Genomic DNA, 15,928 nt, shown 5'->3' with positions numbered 1-15,928 from the left:
GGGGAAATAGGAATGAATAACTTTTGGGAAAATGTCTTAATTAACACAGCTGCGAGCTATAGTGTCGTTATCCTTTGTACAGTTGTATTCTTAGCTGTTTTTGAGTTAGTTACAAAATATAATAACTGGCAAGAAATTCGCGATGGTAATATTGCCGTTGCAATGGCAACTGGCGGTAAAATTTTTGGTATTGCAAATATCTTCCGTTATTCGATTGAACATAATGATGCGTTGCTAACAAGTATTGCTTGGGGAACAGTTGGGTTTATTTTATTATTATTAGGTTATTTTATCTTTGAGTTCCTAACCCCTAATTTAAGTGTGGATGAAGAAATAGGAAAAGGAAATAAAGCAGTAGGTCTTATTTCGATGATCATATCAATCGGATTATCATATGTTATCGGCGCAAGTATTTTAGTCTAAGGGAGATAAGTATGGAAACATTAGCAAAAATATGTATAGGAGTCGCAACAGTATTCGTCATCGTAGGAGTTCTATATTTAGTATTTGATTTTGATTTTAGTGTTTTTTAGGAATTAGAAATAGTAATTAATAAAAAAGTACTAACCCCGGGAGTATACTTCCGGGGCTAGTTATATGTCCTAACTCTAATATTTTTTATTTGTCAATCCTCCGAAGAATTCGTGATTACCCTAATGAATAATATAACTAAAAAGTACTAAATACCTACTTTTAGAACGATTCAAACTATCAATATATAAAAAAATGTCTAAAAATAGAAAATATAGTTTCAAAAAAAGCTAATATGTAGTTATAATGTAAGTAACTATATAAAAAGGAGGTTAGTTAATGGGGGAAAAAAAAGTATGGCTTAAGCATTACCCTGAAGATATACCTAGCTCTCTTTCTTATGACAATAAGCCACTACATTATTTTTTAGAAGAAGCGGCTGCACGTTACAAAGAAAAGAAAGCGCTTTATTTCCAGGGGAAAGAATTAACGTATGCTGAGCTACTTATGCAAGCGAAAAAGTTTGCAAACTATTTACAAGGTTTAGGCGTTGTAAAAGGAGATCGTGTAGCAATTATGCTACCGAACAGCCCTCAATCTGTAATCAGCTATTACGGTTCATTGATGGCTGGAGCAATTGTTGTTCAAACCAACCCTTTGTATACGGAAAGGGAGCTTGAGTATCAGCTAAACGATTCAGGAGCAAAAGTAATTGTATGCTTGGATATTTTAGTTCCGAGAGTAACAAATGTTAAGAAGGACACTTCTTTAGAACATATGATTGTTACTGGTATAAAGGATTATTTGCCATTTCCTAAGAACTTAATTTACCCATTCATACAAAAAAAGCAATATAATATTGTTGTAAAAGTAGAAGAGTCATCTGATACACATAGTTGGACATCCTTAATGGATAAAGCAAAGGCTGAGTACCAAGCAATAGAAGTGGATCCAGTAGAAGATATTGCTCTACTTCAGTATACTGGTGGAACAACTGGATTCCCAAAAGGTGTAATGCTTACTCACCGAAATCTTGTATCCAATGCGCTTGCCTGTAATGCTTGGATTTACAAAATGAAGCATGGCGAAGAAACGATTCTTGGAGTACTTCCATTTTTCCATGTGTATGGAATGACAGCAGTAATGAATATTTCCGTACTTACCGGTTCTAGAATGGTATTGTTACCAAAATTTGATGCGGGTGAAGTATTAAAAACAATCCATAAGTTAAAACCAACGATATTCCCAGGAGCACCAACCATTTATATCGGAATCTTAAATCATCCAGATCTAAATAAATATGATTTATCTTCCATTGAAGCATGTATTAGTGGTTCAGCCCCACTACCAGTGGAAGTTCAAGAGAAGTTTGAAAAAGTTACTGGTGGAAAACTTGTTGAAGGTTATGGTCTAACCGAATCCTCTCCAGTTACTCATGCTAATCTAATCTATGGCAATAGAGTAAGTGGTAGTATCGGATTACCTTGGCCTGATACGGATGCCAAAATAGTTCGTGCTGAAACATTTGAAGAAGTAGAAATTGGTGAAGTTGGCGAGCTTGCAGTGAAAGGACCTCAAGTCATGAAGGGGTATTGGAATAAACCTGAGGATACAGAAAGTGTGATGAAAGATGGTTGGTTATTAACTGGTGATCTCGGGTATATGGATAAAGATGGATACTTCTTTATCGTTGATCGTAAGAAAGATATGATTATCGCTGGAGGATATAATATATATCCTCGTGAAGTAGAAGAAGTATTATACGAACATGAAGCGATACAAGAAACGGTTGTTGCAGGAGTACCGGATCCATATCGAGGTGAAACAGTTAAAGCATATGTTGTATTAAAGGAAGGCTCCGCTGTTACGGAAGAAGAATTGAATAAGTTTTGTCGAGAGCGATTAGCTGCTTATAAAGTTCCACGTATTTATGAATTTCGTAAAGAATTACCTAAAACTGCAGTTGGAAAAATTTTAAGAAGACAGCTGATCGATGAAGAAAAGAAAAAGATAAAAGAAGAAGTACCAACTACTTAGATTGAGCCTTATATTTTCCTGCAAGTAGTACAAGCATTTTATTGACAGAATATTATTAGGCTATTATAATGAAAACTGAATGATGATTCATTCATTATGCTATGTACGCTTGAAGGAGAAGGAAATGAAAAATAATAAACCAAAATACAAACTAATAATAGATGCTGCCGTCGATGTTATCGCGGAAAATGGTTACCATGGGTCACAGGTATCTAAAATTGCTAAAAAAGCCGGGGTAGCTGACGGCACCATCTATTTATATTTTAAAAATAAAGAAGACATTCTTGTCTCAGTTTTTGAGGATAAGATGGGACAGTTTATTGAACAAATAGCAACTGCCACGAGTGAGAAAGATAATGCTAATGAAAAATTATACACATTAATAGAAATGCATTTTAGTCAACTTGCAGCTAATCATCATTTAGCGATTGTAACTCAGTTAGAGTTAAGACAGTCGAACCTATCATTACGACAACAAATTAATCGTGTTTTAAAACCATATTTGGGAGTTATTGATGGAATTGTAAAGGAAGGCATCGAAGAAAAGTTATTTAGAAATGATATTAATATACCGTTAATGAGACAAATGATTTTTGGTGCACTGGATGAAACAGTAACTAACTGGGTAATGAATGAAGAAAAATATGATCTAGTTGGTCTAACACCACATGTACACAGTTTACTTATTAAGGGTATTTCAACCGATTAACTCTCATACATTAAATTGGATATAATGTTTCTTTTTACTAGCTAATATAGCTTGGAAGAGGAGACTAATATATATGAATAGTCCTCACCCGAAAAAAGTAATCTTTTTTTGGGTGGGTTAAACTAATAATTCAAATGTGAAGGGGTGTAAAGATGGGAACAATTGCATATGAATTAACTGGGCATGTTGCTACTCTAACTATACAGAGTCCTCCTGCCAATGCCTTATCTAGCAAACTTTTGAAGGCGCTTTCCGAAAAACTAGATTTGATTGAGAAAGAAGATCATGTTAAAGCAATTATCTTAAAAGGTGAGGGCAGATTTTTCTCTGCAGGAGCTGATATAAAGGAATTCACTTCGCTGCAGGAGGCAACAGATTATCAATCCTTAGCTGAATATGGCCAACAATTATTTGATAGAATTGAAAACTTTTCTGTTCCAGTTATTGCAGCAATTCATGGAGCAGCACTAGGTGGAGGAATGGAGCTAGCGATGGCATGTCATATTCGCATTGCTTCTGAAAATACTAAACTTGGCCTGCCAGAATTAACATTAGGAATTATACCAGGATTTGCAGGTACACAGCGACTACCACAATATGTAGGAACTGCTAAAGCATATGAAATGATTTTAACTGGTGAACCAATATCTGCAAGTGAAGCATATCAATTTGGACTAGTAAATCAAGTTACTGCTGAAGGAGAAGTATTTGATGTTGCTGAACAATTAGCTTCAAAGATTGCTGCAAAAAGTAAGCCATCTATTAATCGAATTATGCAATTAGTTCCATATGCTAAAGTGGAAAGTTTTTCTGCTGGTGTAAAAGCAGAGGCCAAGGCATTTGGTGAAATCTTTGGTTCAGAGGATGCAAAAGAAGGGGTTTTAGCTTTCATTGAAAAACGAAAGCCTAATTTCATAGATAAATAACCTAATAGATTACTAGAGGAGGAATTAGAATGAATATTTACGTATTGTTAAAAAAGACATTTGATACAGAAGAAAAGATTGTTGTATCTGATGGTCGTATTGAAGATGATGGTGCGGAATTCATCATTAATCCATATGATGAATACGCAGTTGAAGAGGCGATAAAACAGCGTGATGAACATGGTGGAGAAGTAACAGTTATAACTATCGGTGATGAAGATTCCGAAAAACAGCTTCGTACAGCACTAGCTATGGGTGCAGATAAAGCTGTGCTAATAAATACAGAAGATGATTTAGAAGAAGGTGACCAGTTTACCACAACGAAGATTCTAGAAGCATACTTTAAAGATAAAGAAGTAGATCTAATTTTAGCCGGTAATGTTGCTATTGATGAGGCAAGTGGTCAAGTTGGTCCTAGATTAGCTGAACGTTTAGGAATTAATTATGTGACAACTATTACTAGTCTTTCCATCGATGGGAATACAGTCAATATTGATAAAGATGTTGAAGGTGATGTAGAAAAAATCGAAACTTCATTACCTTTACTAGTTACTTGTCAGCAAGGTTTAAATGAACCAAGATATCCTTCTTTACCTGGAATAATGAAAGCGAAAAAGAAACCACTTGAAGAATTAGAAATTGATGATTTGGACTTAGATGAAGATGAACTTGAGCCAAAAACAAAGACATTAAATGTTTTCTTACCTCCTGAAAAAGAAGCTGGTAGAGTACTTGAAGGAGAAATAGAGGATCAAGTAAAAGAACTTGTTTCGCTGCTTAGAAACGAAGCGAAAGTACTTTAAGAGAGCAGAAGGGAGAATATAAAATGAGTGAAAAGATAATAGTTATTGGTGAATCAAGAGATAATGTACTTAGAAACGTTACCTTTGAAGCAATTGCTGCAGCGAAAAAGGTGAATGGTGATGCAGAAGTTGTTGGTGTATTGTGTGGTGCCGATGATTTAGGAACTCAAGCACAAGAAATGATATATTATGGTGCAGACCGAGTGGTCACAGTTAAAAATGAAAAATTAGCTACTTATACATCTGATGGATATGGTCAAGCAGTATTATCTGTAATTGAAGATGAAAATCCAGATGGAATTATTATGGGCCACACTGCAATCGGGAAAGATTTAACTCCTAAAATTGCCAGTAAACTCGAAGCGGGATTAATTTCTGATGCGGTTGATATCGAAGTTGATGGGGATGAAGTAGTCTTTACTAGACCAATCTATTCGGGGAAAGCATTTGAAAAGAAAGTAATCTCAGAAGGACTTGTATTTGCAACAGTCCGTCCAAACAATATCGCTGCACTAGACCGTGATGAATCACGTACTGGTGATGTACAAGATAAAACTGTGGAAATTTCTGATTTGCGTACAGTGATTAAAGAAGTACTTCGAAAAGCTACTGATGGTGTAGATTTGTCTGAAGCGAAAGTTGTTGTTGCTGGTGGACGTGGTGTAAAAAGTGCAGATGGGTTTAAACCATTGTATGAACTTGCTGAAGTTCTAGGTGGTGCAGTAGGAGCATCACGTGGAGCATGTGATGCGGATTACTGTGATTACTCTTTACAAATTGGTCAAACTGGTAAGGTAGTTACACCGGATTTATATATTGCGGTAGGTATTTCAGGAGCAATTCAACATTTAGCAGGGATGTCTAACTCTAAAGTGATCGTTGCCATTAACAAAGACCCAGAAGCTAATATTTTCAATGTAGCAGACTATGGTATTGTAGGCGATCTTTTTGAAATTGTTCCATTACTAACAGAAGAAATTAAGGCTCTAAAAGCATAATATTTAATGTTATAGTGATGTTGCACTTGTACTCCAAAGTGAAAGCAAAGTGTATTCGGGCTGCGGGTATCGAGACATAATAATTTTTAGTTTCATTTTGGATAATAATCACTAGGATAAGCAAACTGTTAGTAAGGAATAGTATATAATGATATACTCTTTTTGAGTATATGTTTCAAAAGGAGGAAAGCAAATGGCAATTAAGAATGTAACAGATCAAAATTTTGCAGAAGAAACTGCAAGTGGTCTTGTATTAGTAGATTTTTGGGCACCATGGTGTGGTCCTTGTAAAATGATTGCTCCTGTACTTGAAGAAGTAGATGGTGAAATGTCAGATAAAGTTCAAATCGTTAAACTTGATGTTGACGAAAACCAAGAAACAGCAAGTAAATATGGTGTTATGAGTATCCCAACACTTTTACTATTTAAGGATGGTAATGTAGTAGACCAAGTAATTGGTTTCCAACCAAAAGAAGCATTAGTTGAATTAGTTAACAAACATGCTTAATGCTAAACAAACAATCCCTTGTTGCGAAATGTAACAAGGGATTCTTTACGAAGAAGAGGAACTTCATTAGAATGAAGGAATGAAAAAATATGAACCAGAAAATACAAGAGAAACTAGCGGTTCTTCCTGCCAAACCAGGTTGTTATTTAATGAAGGATAAGCATAATACTGTTATTTACGTTGGAAAATCAAAGCTATTAAAAAATCGTGTTCGTTCCTATTTTACAGGAGCACATGATCAAAAAACACAGCGGTTAGTACAAGAAATAGTAGACTTTGAATATATAATTACGTCTTCAGAAATAGAAGCACTTATTCTGGAAATGAATTTAATTAAAAAATATGATCCAAAGTATAACGTTATGCTGAAGGATGATAAATCATATCCTTATTTAAAAATTACCGCAGAGAGGCATCCAAGACTGTTAATTACTCGAAAAATTAAAAAAGATAAAGGTAAGTACTTTGGGCCATATCCAAACGTAATTGCAGCTAGAGAAACGAAGAAATTATTAGATCGTATTTACCCACTTAGAAAATGTAATAATCCTAAAGGTAAGCCATGTTTGTATTACCATATGAACCAATGTTTTGCTTGTAGTGATAGTCCACCATCGGAAGAATTTTACAAAGATATTATTCAAGATATTACCTCTTTTTTACAAGGTGGATTTAAAGAGATAAAGAAAAATTTATTAACTAAAATGCAAGAAGCTAGTGAAAAGCTTAATTTTGAAAGAGCAATCGAATTGCGTGACCAAATCCAACATATTGAAGTAGTTATGGAACAACAAAAGATGACGTTGTCTGATCGTTCTGATATCGATGTATTTGGATATAGTTTTGATAAAGGCTGGATGTGTATTCAAGTTTTCTTTATACGGCAAGGTAAGTTAATAGAGCGTGATGTTTCAGTTTTCCCATTTTTTGATGAAGCAGAAGAAGCATTTATTAGTTTTATTGGTAGATTTTATCTCCATGAAAATCATTTAAAACCAAAACAAATATTTGTTCCTATTGGGACAAATATTGAGATACTCCAAGAGCTATTAGATGTAACTGTGCATACACCATATCGAGGTAAGAAAAAGGAACTCGTTGAATTAGCAATGGAAAATGCTAAAGCATCCATTATAGAAAAATTCTCTATTATTGAACGAGATGAGGAACGTACAATCTTAGCAGTAGAAAAACTTGGTAAAGCATTAAATATTGAATTGCCACACCGTATTGAAGCGTTTGATAACTCAAATATACAAGGGACAGATCCTGTTTCAGCTATGGTTGTATTTATTGATGGAAAACCGAGCAAAAAAGATTATCGGAAATATAAAATCAAGGATGTTGAAGGTCCTGATGATTATGAAACGATGAGAGAGGTTATCCGAAGAAGGTATTCACGTGTGTTAAAGGAATCGTTAGCTCTACCAGATCTAATTATTGTAGATGGTGGAAAAGGGCAGATGAGTGCAGCACTAGATGTGTTAGAAAATGAACTTGGTCTGGATGTCCCGTTATGTGGATTAGCAAAAGATGACAAACATCGAACGAGTGAATTACTTTATGGATTTCCACCTCAAGTTGTTCCATTATCAAGGCAGTCCCAAGAGTTTTATTTAATTCAACGAATCCAAGATGAAGTTCATCGATTTGCTATTAGTTTCCATCGTCAACTTCGTGGTAAAAATCTTTTTCAGTCCGAATTGGATAAAATACCTGGTGTTGGTGAAAAGAGAAGAAAATTATTATTAACTCATTTTAAATCAATTAATGACATACGGAATGCAACTACTCAGGAAATAACAAAACTTGGAATTCCACAAAATACTGCAGAGATTATTATTACAGAGCTAAACAAGAAGGATAAGAAAGAGGATATGCAAGATTAACCAATTGGATAGGTTATTACTTGCATATCCTCTTTTAGTTATATACCGAAGCTTTAATCAATATAAAAAACTGTAAATTCAACTTGATGTATCTTCTTTCTAATTTCTTCGACACACTCACAATCTACTCTTTTTAACGATGATATAGCTTCTGCGAGAAAACCAGCTTCTAAGCGGAATTCTGTTTCAACTGGCATAGCTAATCGTTGCACAACGGTATCTGCCAGTAGATGAAATTCTAATTTATTATTTTTTTCTTTAAAAAGTTCCAGTCTTCCCCAACCAACTTTTTCAAAAAAGTAACTAATGTCTCCTAACGATTGTATATTAAATTTCCTAGCTAGGCTTTTTCCCATAAAGTATAATAAGGCATCAGCTTCTGAACCAAAAACATCAGGTAAACTAACATACCTTAACAAATCATATCCAGCCCCAGCTGATTGGATTTTATCGAGTAATTCAATTGGAAGCTTTTCTTCGTTTTTATTCATTTTATGATTCCTTCCTGTATGTAAAGATTGCATAATACCATTATAAGTATATTATTATTATCCATGCATTATTATTTTAAAGCAAGACTTAGCAAAGACTGAAAGCGATTTAAAAATAGAATGGCCTTTTCTTGACGCTAATAAGAGTTAGTCGTACAATAAAATTGTTGTAAGTGCTACATTTTAGACACAAATTTAGTTCGGTTTAATTTGTGTAAAATGTCAGACAATTTAATTAAAACATCAGAAGAACTAAGGGGGGTATCACATGGCGGAAAATAGGGAGTTTTTTACAAGGAGATTGCACTCACTATTAGGTGTAGTACCAATTGGGCTATTTATGGTTCAACACTTAATAATCAATCATTTTGCAGTATACGGGGAAGAAAGTTTTAACAAAGCTGCAGGATTTATGGCGAATCTTCCATTCGTCTTAGTATTAGAAATCTTTGTTATTTATTTACCAATTTTATTCCATGCAATTTTAGGGGTTTATATTGTATTCGTTGCCAAAAACAACGTACGACGTTTTGGCTTTGTGCGTAACTGGTTATTCTATTTGCAACGTATTACAGGAATAGTTACATTAGTATTTATTGCGTGGCATGTGTTCGAAACTCGTGTGCAAGTGGCTCTTGGAAATGCTGAAGTCAATTACAGCCTAATGGAAGGAATATTAGATAATCCGGTAATGTTCTGGTTCTATGTTATTGGTGTTCTTTCAGCTGTATTCCATTTTGCAAATGGTCTTTGGGGCTTCTTCGTATCATGGGGAATTGCGCAATCACCAAGATCACAAAAAATCGTTACATATGCTACATTGCTAGTATTCCTAGTAGTTAGCTATATTGGAATAAGAACATTAATTACATTTGCTTACGGAGTATAAAGATAGATTGAAAGAAGGAGTGAGTTTTTTATTATGAGTAACCGTAAAATCGCTGTAGTCGGTGGAGGCCTTGCTGGTCTAATGGCAACGATAAAGGCTGCTGAAGCTGGTGTAAGCGTTGACTTATTTTCTATTGTACCAGTAAAGCGTTCTCACTCTGTATGTGCCCAAGGTGGTATTAATGGTGCCGTAAATACTAAAGGAGAAGGAGATTCTCCTTGGATTCATTTTGATGATACCGTTTATGGTGGGGATTTCTTAGCAAACCAACCACCAGTTAAAGCAATGTGTGAAGCAGCACCGGGAATTATTAATATGTTAGATCGTATGGGAGTTATGTTTAACCGTACTCCTGAAGGTTTACTAGATTTCCGTCGCTTCGGTGGAACTCAACATCACCGTACTGCTTTTGCTGGGGCAACAACAGGACAGCAATTATTATATGCGCTTGATGAACAAGTACGTCGTTATGAAGTAGAAGGATTAGTTACGAAATACGAAGGTTGGGAATTCCTAGGAGCCGTTCTTGATGAAGAAGGCGTCGGACGTGGAATTGTTGCACAAGATATGAAGACACATGAGATTAAATCATTCCCTTCCGATGCAACAATTATGGCTACTGGAGGACCTGGGATTATCTTCGGTAAGTCAACTAACTCTATGATAAATACAGGTTCAGCTGCATCGATTTTATATCAACAAGGTGCAAAATATGCGAATGGTGAATTTATTCAAATCCATCCAACTGCAATTCCTGGGGATGATAAACTTCGTCTTATGAGTGAATCTGCACGTGGTGAAGGTGGACGTGTTTGGACTTATAAGGATGGGGAGCCTTGGTATTTCCTAGAGGAAAAATATCCTGCATACGGAAACCTAGTTCCTCGTGATATTGCTACACGAGAAATTTTTGATGTTTGTGTAAATCAAAAACTAGGAATCAATGGGGAGAACATGGTTTACCTAGATTTATCTCATAAAGATCCAAAAGAATTAGACATTAAACTTGGTGGTATTATTGAAATCTACGAAAAATTCGTAGGTGAAGATCCACGTAAAGTTCCTATGAAAATTTTCCCTGCGGTTCACTATTCAATGGGTGGATTATGGGTTGATTATAATCAAATGACTAGTATTCCAGGAATCTTTGCTGCTGGTGAATGTGATTATTCACAACACGGTGCTAACCGCTTAGGTGCAAACTCGTTACTATCAGCTATTTATGGTGGTATGGTTGCAGGTCCGAAAGCGATTGAATATGTAGATGGATTATCTAAACATGTGGAAGATTTAGACGCAAGTTTATTTGACAACCGTGTAAAAGAAGAAGAAGAGAAGTTCCAGGCATTAATGAATATGGACGGGGAAGAGAACGCTTACCAAATTCACCAAGAATTAGGTGAATGGATGACTGATAATGTCACAGTGGTGCGTGAAAATGCGAAACTATTAAAAACTGATGAAAAAATCCAAGAATTACTAGAGAGATTTGAAAATATAAACATTAACGATACATCACGTTGGAATAACCAAGGTGTTATGTTCACAAGACAGCTAAAGAATATGCTTCATTTAGCACGTGTTATTACGATTGGTGCATATAACCGTAATGAAAGCCGCGGAGCACATTATAAGCCAGAATTCCCTGAGCGTAATGATGAAGAATGGCTAAAAACTACAATTGCAGAGTTTGATGAAAAAACAAACTCACCTGTATTCTCATATGAAGATGTAGATGTATCATTAATTCCGCCGCGTAAACGTGATTACACGAAGAAGCACTAAGACGGAAAGTTAAAATAGCGAAGGGAGTAAGTAAAAATGGCTGAACAAAAGACTGTTACTTTTATTATTACGCGTCAAGATAGCCCAGATTCTGCTCCATATAAACAATCATTTAATGTTCCATATCGTAAAAATATGAATGTTATTTCTGGGTTAATGGAAATTAGAAAGAATCCTGTTACTGCTGATGGGGAGAAGACAACACCAATAGCATGGGATATGAGCTGTTTAGAAGAAGTGTGTGGAGCTTGTTCCATGGTAATCAATGGGGTTCCAAGACAATCTTGTGCTGCGCTTGTTGATGAATTAGAACATCCAATTCGATTAGAACCAATGTCTACATTCCCAGTAGTACGTGACTTAGTGATCGATCGTGAAAGAATGTTTGATGCATTGAAACAAGTGAAAGCTTGGATTCCGATTGATGGTACGTATGATTTAGGACCTGGTCCGCGTATGCCTGAGAAAAAACGTCAATGGGCTTACGAACTATCTAAATGTATGACTTGTGGTGTTTGTTTAGAAGCTTGTCCAAATGTAAACGATAAATCAAACTTTATTGGACCAGCTGCTATCTCTCAAGCACGTCTATTTAATTCACATCCAACTGGTGAAATGAATGCAGCTGAAAGAATTGCTGGATTAATGGAAGATGGTGGACTAGTAGGTTGCGGTAACGCACAAAACTGTGTTCAAGTATGTCCGAAAGGTATTCCATTAACTACTTCAATAGCAGCAATGAACCGTGCTGCTACTGTTCAATCATTTAAGAACTTCTTTGGAAGTGACAATGCACATTAAGAAATCAAGACAACAAGACCCTTACCTCGAGTATTTAGGTAGGGGTCTTTTTTTATCTGGATCAAGGAGGATGGCATAATGAGAAGAATTTCCTATATAGAAGATTTTACAAAATGGAGAGAAGAATTTTCTTTTTCTATTCCAATTCGGATCCGTTTTTCGGAAACAGATATGTTTGGGCATGTAAATAATGTAAGTCCATTTATTTATTTTGAAGAAGCAAGAATTGAATACTTGAAATCAGTAGGAATTTTCAATAATGATAGTAGTAATGAGGGGATACCTATTGTAGCTGATTTACAATGTGATTACCTAAAGCAAATGTATTTTCAGGATAGTTTAGAACTATATGTAAAAGCGTCACATATAGGTAATACTTCGTTCGATATTCATTATATGGGAGTAAATCAAAATGACGAAGTATGCATTACAGGTCGTGGCAGAATTGTATATATAAATGCTGCTACTGGTAAGCCACTCCCGTTAAAAAATGAAATTAAAGAGAAATTAGGGGTAATAATAACCCGTTAGTTGTTATTCTTCCTAAGAAAAACCGACTTCCTTTAAGGAAAGTCGGTTTTTTTTAGAGCTTTAATTCACCCATACGGATTAGCTCTACAACTGCCTGTGAGCGCCCCTTGACTCCTAGTTTTTGCATAGCATTTGAAATATGGTTACGGACAGTTTTCTCAGATATAAACAATTCCTGGGCAATTTCTTTAGTAGTTTTGTCTTGTACCAAGAGCTCGAAAACTTCTTTTTCTCGTTTAGTTAATAATTGCTTCGGTTTGTACTCGTTGTCCTTCAAATGTTAACCCCTCCTTGCTGTCATAGAGCTGCATTTATGAAGGGAATTATTTAGTCACTATTAGCTTATGTGATGAATAATAAACGGTGCGCACATTTCTTGATTGCGAAAAATATATTAAATTACCTAGATTTTTTAACGAATAATATTGTTTTTGTAAATAAAACATAAGTTTTTCGAGCTTTTATGATAAAATATGACTATATTAAAGCATAAGTAAAGCATAAGTTCGGGAGGTAACGTTTTGAATAAACCTTTTTCAGATGAAATAATTGCAAAACTAGAAAAAACGTTAAGGCATATATCAGGTGGAATTAAACAAAATGGACGTAAAATACTTAATAATTATCCCATTACCAATCCACAATTTATTGCTTTACAGTGGTTAAAAGAAGAGGGAGATCTTACAATCGGAGAATTATCTGCTAAAAATGGTCTTGCTTTTAGTACAACTACTGATTTAGTTGATCGTATGGAAAAAAATAATTTAGTGGAAAGAATTCGTGATACAAATGATAGACGAGTAGTACGTATCCATGTGTTAGAAAAAGGACATCGCATTATTGAAGAAGTAATATTAAAGAGGCAGGAATATCTACGTGATGTATTAGAAAATTTTACTGAAGACCAATCTAACATGTTAATTGAACTACTTGAATTACTTCATCAACAAATGAAAATTGTCAATGAAAAATAACAACTTAGAAGAGGCGAATAGTATTGAATAAACCGATAGGCGTCATTGATTCAGGAGTCGGTGGTTTGACCGTTGTACATGAGTTAATGAGACAATTGCCAAAGGAAAAGCTAATCTATCTTGGTGATACAAAAAGATGTCCATATGGGCCAAGAACTCCAGAAGAAATTAAAAAATTCACCTGGGAAATGGTTGATTTTTTATTAACGAAAGATATTAAAATGTTAGTAATAGCATGTAACACAGCAACTGCTTATACGTTAACAGAATTACAAAACAAACTTTCCATACCAGTTGTCGGTGTTATTCAACCTGGTGCACGAGCAGCAATTAAATCCACTGTTAAAGACTATGTTGGGATAATAGGTACTGAGGGTACTGTTAAAAGTAATGCGTATAGTCATGCGCTTAAAATGTTAAAACCAAATATTCAATCAACCTCTTTGGCTTGTCCATTATTTGTTCCGATGGTAGAAAAAGGAATCCTGAATGGACCTGAAGCTTTGGAGACAGTAAAACAAACTTTGTCCCCATTTCTAATAAAAGAAGAAATGGATACTATTATATTAGGTTGCACCCATTACCCATTATTAAAAGATGTTATTCAACAAGTTGTAGGTCCTGAAATTATTTTGATTTCTTCTAGTGAAGAAACAGCAAGAGAGACTAGCACGATTTTACAAGTTAATCAGTTGTTAAATATTAATAACGGATTATGTGCTCATCAATTTTATACGACAGGAGATGTGGGGTTATTCACATCCTTAACACAAAAAATCTTCAATAGTAATATAGAAAACTTAAAATCAGTTTCTATTGAAAAAGTAGTAATTTAAACTACCTAGAAGTTAGTAAATAATAAAAGGGTTTATTCCAATAAGCTACAGGCAATTATGTCTAAATTGGGATAGACTCTTTTTTTTGTTGACTAAAATTTTTGGTCTAAATATGAGATAGGCTCGTATACATATTAGTACAAACCATCGTAGGAGGGAATGGCATGAGAAAGCATTTAACACTCATTTTGGTAGTGGCATTCAGTTCATTATTATTAGCAGGATGTTTCCAGGGTGAACAATCTTTACCTGATATTGATCCACCTCAGAATGCTGAGGCAGTAGACGGAAGTGAGCAATCTTCAACCACAGAAGATGAAAATGTGGATGGCGAGGTAGAAAGTAATCAAACTGTAGAACGCCAACTGTATTTACTAGATTCGAATGGATTAGTTGCACCACAATCTATTGAATTACCGGTCCCAGAATCTAAAGAAGTGGCAACTCAATTGTTAGAGTATCTTGTTAAGGATGGTCCTGTAACTTCTTTATTACCAAATGGATTTCAGGCAGTATTACCTGCGGATACAGAGATTCTAGGTGCAAGTATTGAAGATGGTACAATTACTGTAGATCTGTCAGAGGAATTTAAGGAATATCAAGCAAGTGAAGAAATGAGAATTTTAGAAGCCATGACGTTTACATTAACACAATTTGATAATGTGGAACGTGTGAAATTACGAGTAGATGGAGAAGATTTACAAGTTATGCCTGTAGATGGTACTCCAATTGCTAACGGATATACGAGGGCAAATGGAATTAATATTATTGAATCAGATACCGTGGATTTAATAAATAGCCAAACGGTGACAATGTATTATCCAACAGAACATAATGATACAGAGTATTTTGTTCCAGTCACTCGATACGTAAACGTAGAAAATGATGATGTTCACCTTGCGATTGTTCAGGCACTGATCGAAGGGCCAACCTATGAAACGAATTTGATGCAAGTCTTTGATGAAAGAACTGTCTTACTAGACGAACCAAAATTAAACAGTGGTGTATTAGAATTAGTGTTCAGTCAAGAGATATTAAAAGACATGGAGAATGGAGTAATTTCTGACCAAGTAATGGAAACTATAGTACGAACATTAACCGAACAAGAGAACATCCAAGCTGTCGATGTAAAGGTTGAAAATGTAGAACAAATCGCTAATGAAAATGGAGAAGTGTATACAGAACCTGTAACGAGAGACGTATTTGTTCCATCTGAAAAGCTATAATAAAAGGTAGAGGAGTATATTTTATGCTCCTCTTTTTTTTTTTTGGAAATAATA

General features: G+C 35.0%; 17 protein-coding genes. 15 read left to right on the top strand and 2 right to left on the bottom strand.

The features are described from left to right. Positions 1-12 precede the first annotated feature (12 nt). From IEV35_RS15810 to uvrC, 8 genes are all read left to right on the top strand, one after another. Positions 13-423 carry a DUF350 domain-containing protein gene (locus IEV35_RS15810; RefSeq protein WP_188385638.1) on the top strand — a complete coding sequence of 137 codons (411 nt, stop codon included), beginning with the start codon at positions 13-15 and terminating at the stop codon, positions 421-423. Positions 424-810: 387 nt separating this feature from the next. After that, positions 811-2,508 (top strand): long-chain-fatty-acid--CoA ligase, encoded by a 1,698-nt coding sequence (locus IEV35_RS15805; protein WP_188385637.1) that lies wholly within the window; start codon positions 811-813, stop codon positions 2,506-2,508. Positions 2,509-2,632: 124 nt separating this feature from the next. Continuing rightward, the gene (fadR, locus tag IEV35_RS15800; protein ID WP_188385636.1) at positions 2,633-3,217 is read left to right on the top strand and encodes a fatty acid metabolism transcriptional regulator FadR; all 585 of its coding nucleotides are present in this window, start codon (positions 2,633-2,635) and stop codon (positions 3,215-3,217) included. Positions 3,218-3,369: 152 nt separating this feature from the next. Then, positions 3,370-4,143 (top strand): enoyl-CoA hydratase, encoded by a 774-nt coding sequence (locus tag IEV35_RS15795; RefSeq protein WP_188385635.1) that lies wholly within the window; start codon positions 3,370-3,372, stop codon positions 4,141-4,143. 29 nt (positions 4,144-4,172) lie between these two features. Then, entirely contained in the window at positions 4,173-4,946 is a 774-nt protein-coding gene (locus tag IEV35_RS15790; RefSeq protein ID WP_188385634.1) for an electron transfer flavoprotein subunit beta/FixA family protein, read from the top strand. Between the two features lie 23 nt (positions 4,947-4,969). Then, the gene (locus IEV35_RS15785; RefSeq protein WP_188385633.1) at positions 4,970-5,944 is read left to right on the top strand and encodes an electron transfer flavoprotein subunit alpha/FixB family protein; all 975 of its coding nucleotides are present in this window, start codon (positions 4,970-4,972) and stop codon (positions 5,942-5,944) included. Between the two features lie 193 nt (positions 5,945-6,137). Beyond that, on the top strand, positions 6,138-6,452 hold the full coding sequence (gene trxA, locus IEV35_RS15780; RefSeq protein ID WP_188385632.1) for a thioredoxin: 315 nt from the start codon (positions 6,138-6,140) through the stop codon (positions 6,450-6,452). Positions 6,453-6,541: 89 nt separating this feature from the next. Then, entirely contained in the window at positions 6,542-8,341 is a 1,800-nt protein-coding gene (gene uvrC, locus IEV35_RS15775; protein ID WP_188385631.1) for an excinuclease ABC subunit UvrC, read from the top strand. A gap of 53 nt (positions 8,342-8,394) precedes the next feature. Here the strand turns inward: uvrC and IEV35_RS15770 are convergent, their stop codons facing one another. Next, positions 8,395-8,832 (bottom strand): YslB family protein, encoded by a 438-nt coding sequence (locus IEV35_RS15770; RefSeq protein ID WP_188385630.1) that lies wholly within the window; start codon positions 8,830-8,832, stop codon positions 8,395-8,397. A gap of 268 nt (positions 8,833-9,100) precedes the next feature. Here IEV35_RS15770 and IEV35_RS15765 point away from each other — a divergent pair, with 268 nt between their 5' ends. The 4 genes from IEV35_RS15765 (at position 9,101) to IEV35_RS15750 (ending at position 12,838) form a co-directional block, all read left to right on the top strand. Beyond that, complete coding sequence (locus IEV35_RS15765) at positions 9,101-9,721, top strand: succinate dehydrogenase cytochrome b558 subunit (protein ID WP_188385629.1); 621 nt, start codon at positions 9,101-9,103, stop codon at positions 9,719-9,721. A gap of 33 nt (positions 9,722-9,754) precedes the next feature. After that, on the top strand, positions 9,755-11,506 hold the full coding sequence (gene sdhA / locus IEV35_RS15760; RefSeq protein WP_188385628.1) for a succinate dehydrogenase flavoprotein subunit: 1,752 nt from the start codon (positions 9,755-9,757) through the stop codon (positions 11,504-11,506). Between the two features lie 36 nt (positions 11,507-11,542). Then, the gene (sdhB, locus tag IEV35_RS15755) at positions 11,543-12,307 is read left to right on the top strand and encodes a succinate dehydrogenase iron-sulfur subunit (protein ID WP_188385627.1); all 765 of its coding nucleotides are present in this window, start codon (positions 11,543-11,545) and stop codon (positions 12,305-12,307) included. A gap of 78 nt (positions 12,308-12,385) precedes the next feature. After that, positions 12,386-12,838: an acyl-CoA thioesterase gene (locus IEV35_RS15750; RefSeq protein WP_188385626.1), complete on the top strand. Its 453-nt coding sequence runs from the start codon at positions 12,386-12,388 to the stop codon at positions 12,836-12,838. Between the two features lie 52 nt (positions 12,839-12,890). On the opposite strand, the gene IEV35_RS15745 is transcribed toward IEV35_RS15750, so the two are convergent. Continuing rightward, positions 12,891-13,115, bottom strand: coding sequence for a helix-turn-helix domain-containing protein (locus tag IEV35_RS15745; RefSeq protein ID WP_010099041.1), 225 nt, complete (start codon positions 13,113-13,115; stop codon positions 12,891-12,893). Between the two features lie 244 nt (positions 13,116-13,359). On the opposite strand from IEV35_RS15745, the gene IEV35_RS15740 reads away from it, so the two are divergent. From IEV35_RS15740 to IEV35_RS15730, 3 genes are all read left to right on the top strand, one after another. Then, positions 13,360-13,812, top strand: a complete 453-nt coding sequence (locus IEV35_RS15740; protein WP_188385625.1) for a MarR family winged helix-turn-helix transcriptional regulator — start codon at positions 13,360-13,362, stop codon at positions 13,810-13,812. Between the two features lie 23 nt (positions 13,813-13,835). Continuing rightward, positions 13,836-14,648 (top strand): glutamate racemase, encoded by an 813-nt coding sequence (gene racE, locus IEV35_RS15735; protein WP_188385624.1) that lies wholly within the window; start codon positions 13,836-13,838, stop codon positions 14,646-14,648. Positions 14,649-14,812: 164 nt separating this feature from the next. Further along, positions 14,813-15,874, top strand: coding sequence for a GerMN domain-containing protein (locus IEV35_RS15730; RefSeq protein WP_188385623.1), 1,062 nt, complete (start codon positions 14,813-14,815; stop codon positions 15,872-15,874). Positions 15,875-15,928: the final 54 nt, after the last annotated feature.

The sequence above is a fragment of the Ornithinibacillus halotolerans genome (assembly GCF_014637405.1).
GTDB lineage: Bacteria > Bacillota > Bacilli > Bacillales > Amphibacillaceae > Ornithinibacillus > Ornithinibacillus halotolerans.
The sequence above is the reverse complement of the archived record's forward strand: the minus strand, read 5'-3'. Positions and strand labels throughout refer to the sequence as shown.

Excerpts from the sequence above, each read along its gene's own strand:
- IEV35_RS15810 (WP_188385638.1), top strand. The coding sequence starts at position 13 with ATGAATAACTTTTGGGAAAATGTCTTAATTAACACAGCTGCGAGCTAT.
- IEV35_RS15805 (WP_188385637.1), top strand. The coding sequence starts at position 811 with ATGGGGGAAAAAAAAGTATGGCTTAAGCATTACCCTGAAGATATACCT.
- fadR (WP_188385636.1), top strand. The coding sequence starts at position 2,633 with ATGAAAAATAATAAACCAAAATACAAACTAATAATAGATGCTGCCGTC.
- IEV35_RS15795 (WP_188385635.1), top strand. The coding sequence starts at position 3,370 with ATGGGAACAATTGCATATGAATTAACTGGGCATGTTGCTACTCTAACT.
- IEV35_RS15790 (WP_188385634.1), top strand. The coding sequence starts at position 4,173 with ATGAATATTTACGTATTGTTAAAAAAGACATTTGATACAGAAGAAAAG.
- IEV35_RS15785 (WP_188385633.1), top strand. The coding sequence starts at position 4,970 with ATGAGTGAAAAGATAATAGTTATTGGTGAATCAAGAGATAATGTACTT.
- trxA (WP_188385632.1), top strand. The coding sequence starts at position 6,138 with ATGGCAATTAAGAATGTAACAGATCAAAATTTTGCAGAAGAAACTGCA.
- uvrC (WP_188385631.1), top strand. The coding sequence starts at position 6,542 with ATGAACCAGAAAATACAAGAGAAACTAGCGGTTCTTCCTGCCAAACCA.
- IEV35_RS15770 (WP_188385630.1), bottom strand. The coding sequence starts at position 8,832 with ATGAATAAAAACGAAGAAAAGCTTCCAATTGAATTACTCGATAAAATC.
- IEV35_RS15765 (WP_188385629.1), top strand. The coding sequence starts at position 9,101 with ATGGCGGAAAATAGGGAGTTTTTTACAAGGAGATTGCACTCACTATTA.
- sdhA (WP_188385628.1), top strand. The coding sequence starts at position 9,755 with ATGAGTAACCGTAAAATCGCTGTAGTCGGTGGAGGCCTTGCTGGTCTA.
- sdhB (WP_188385627.1), top strand. The coding sequence starts at position 11,543 with ATGGCTGAACAAAAGACTGTTACTTTTATTATTACGCGTCAAGATAGC.
- IEV35_RS15750 (WP_188385626.1), top strand. The coding sequence starts at position 12,386 with ATGAGAAGAATTTCCTATATAGAAGATTTTACAAAATGGAGAGAAGAA.
- IEV35_RS15730 (WP_188385623.1), top strand. The coding sequence starts at position 14,813 with ATGAGAAAGCATTTAACACTCATTTTGGTAGTGGCATTCAGTTCATTA.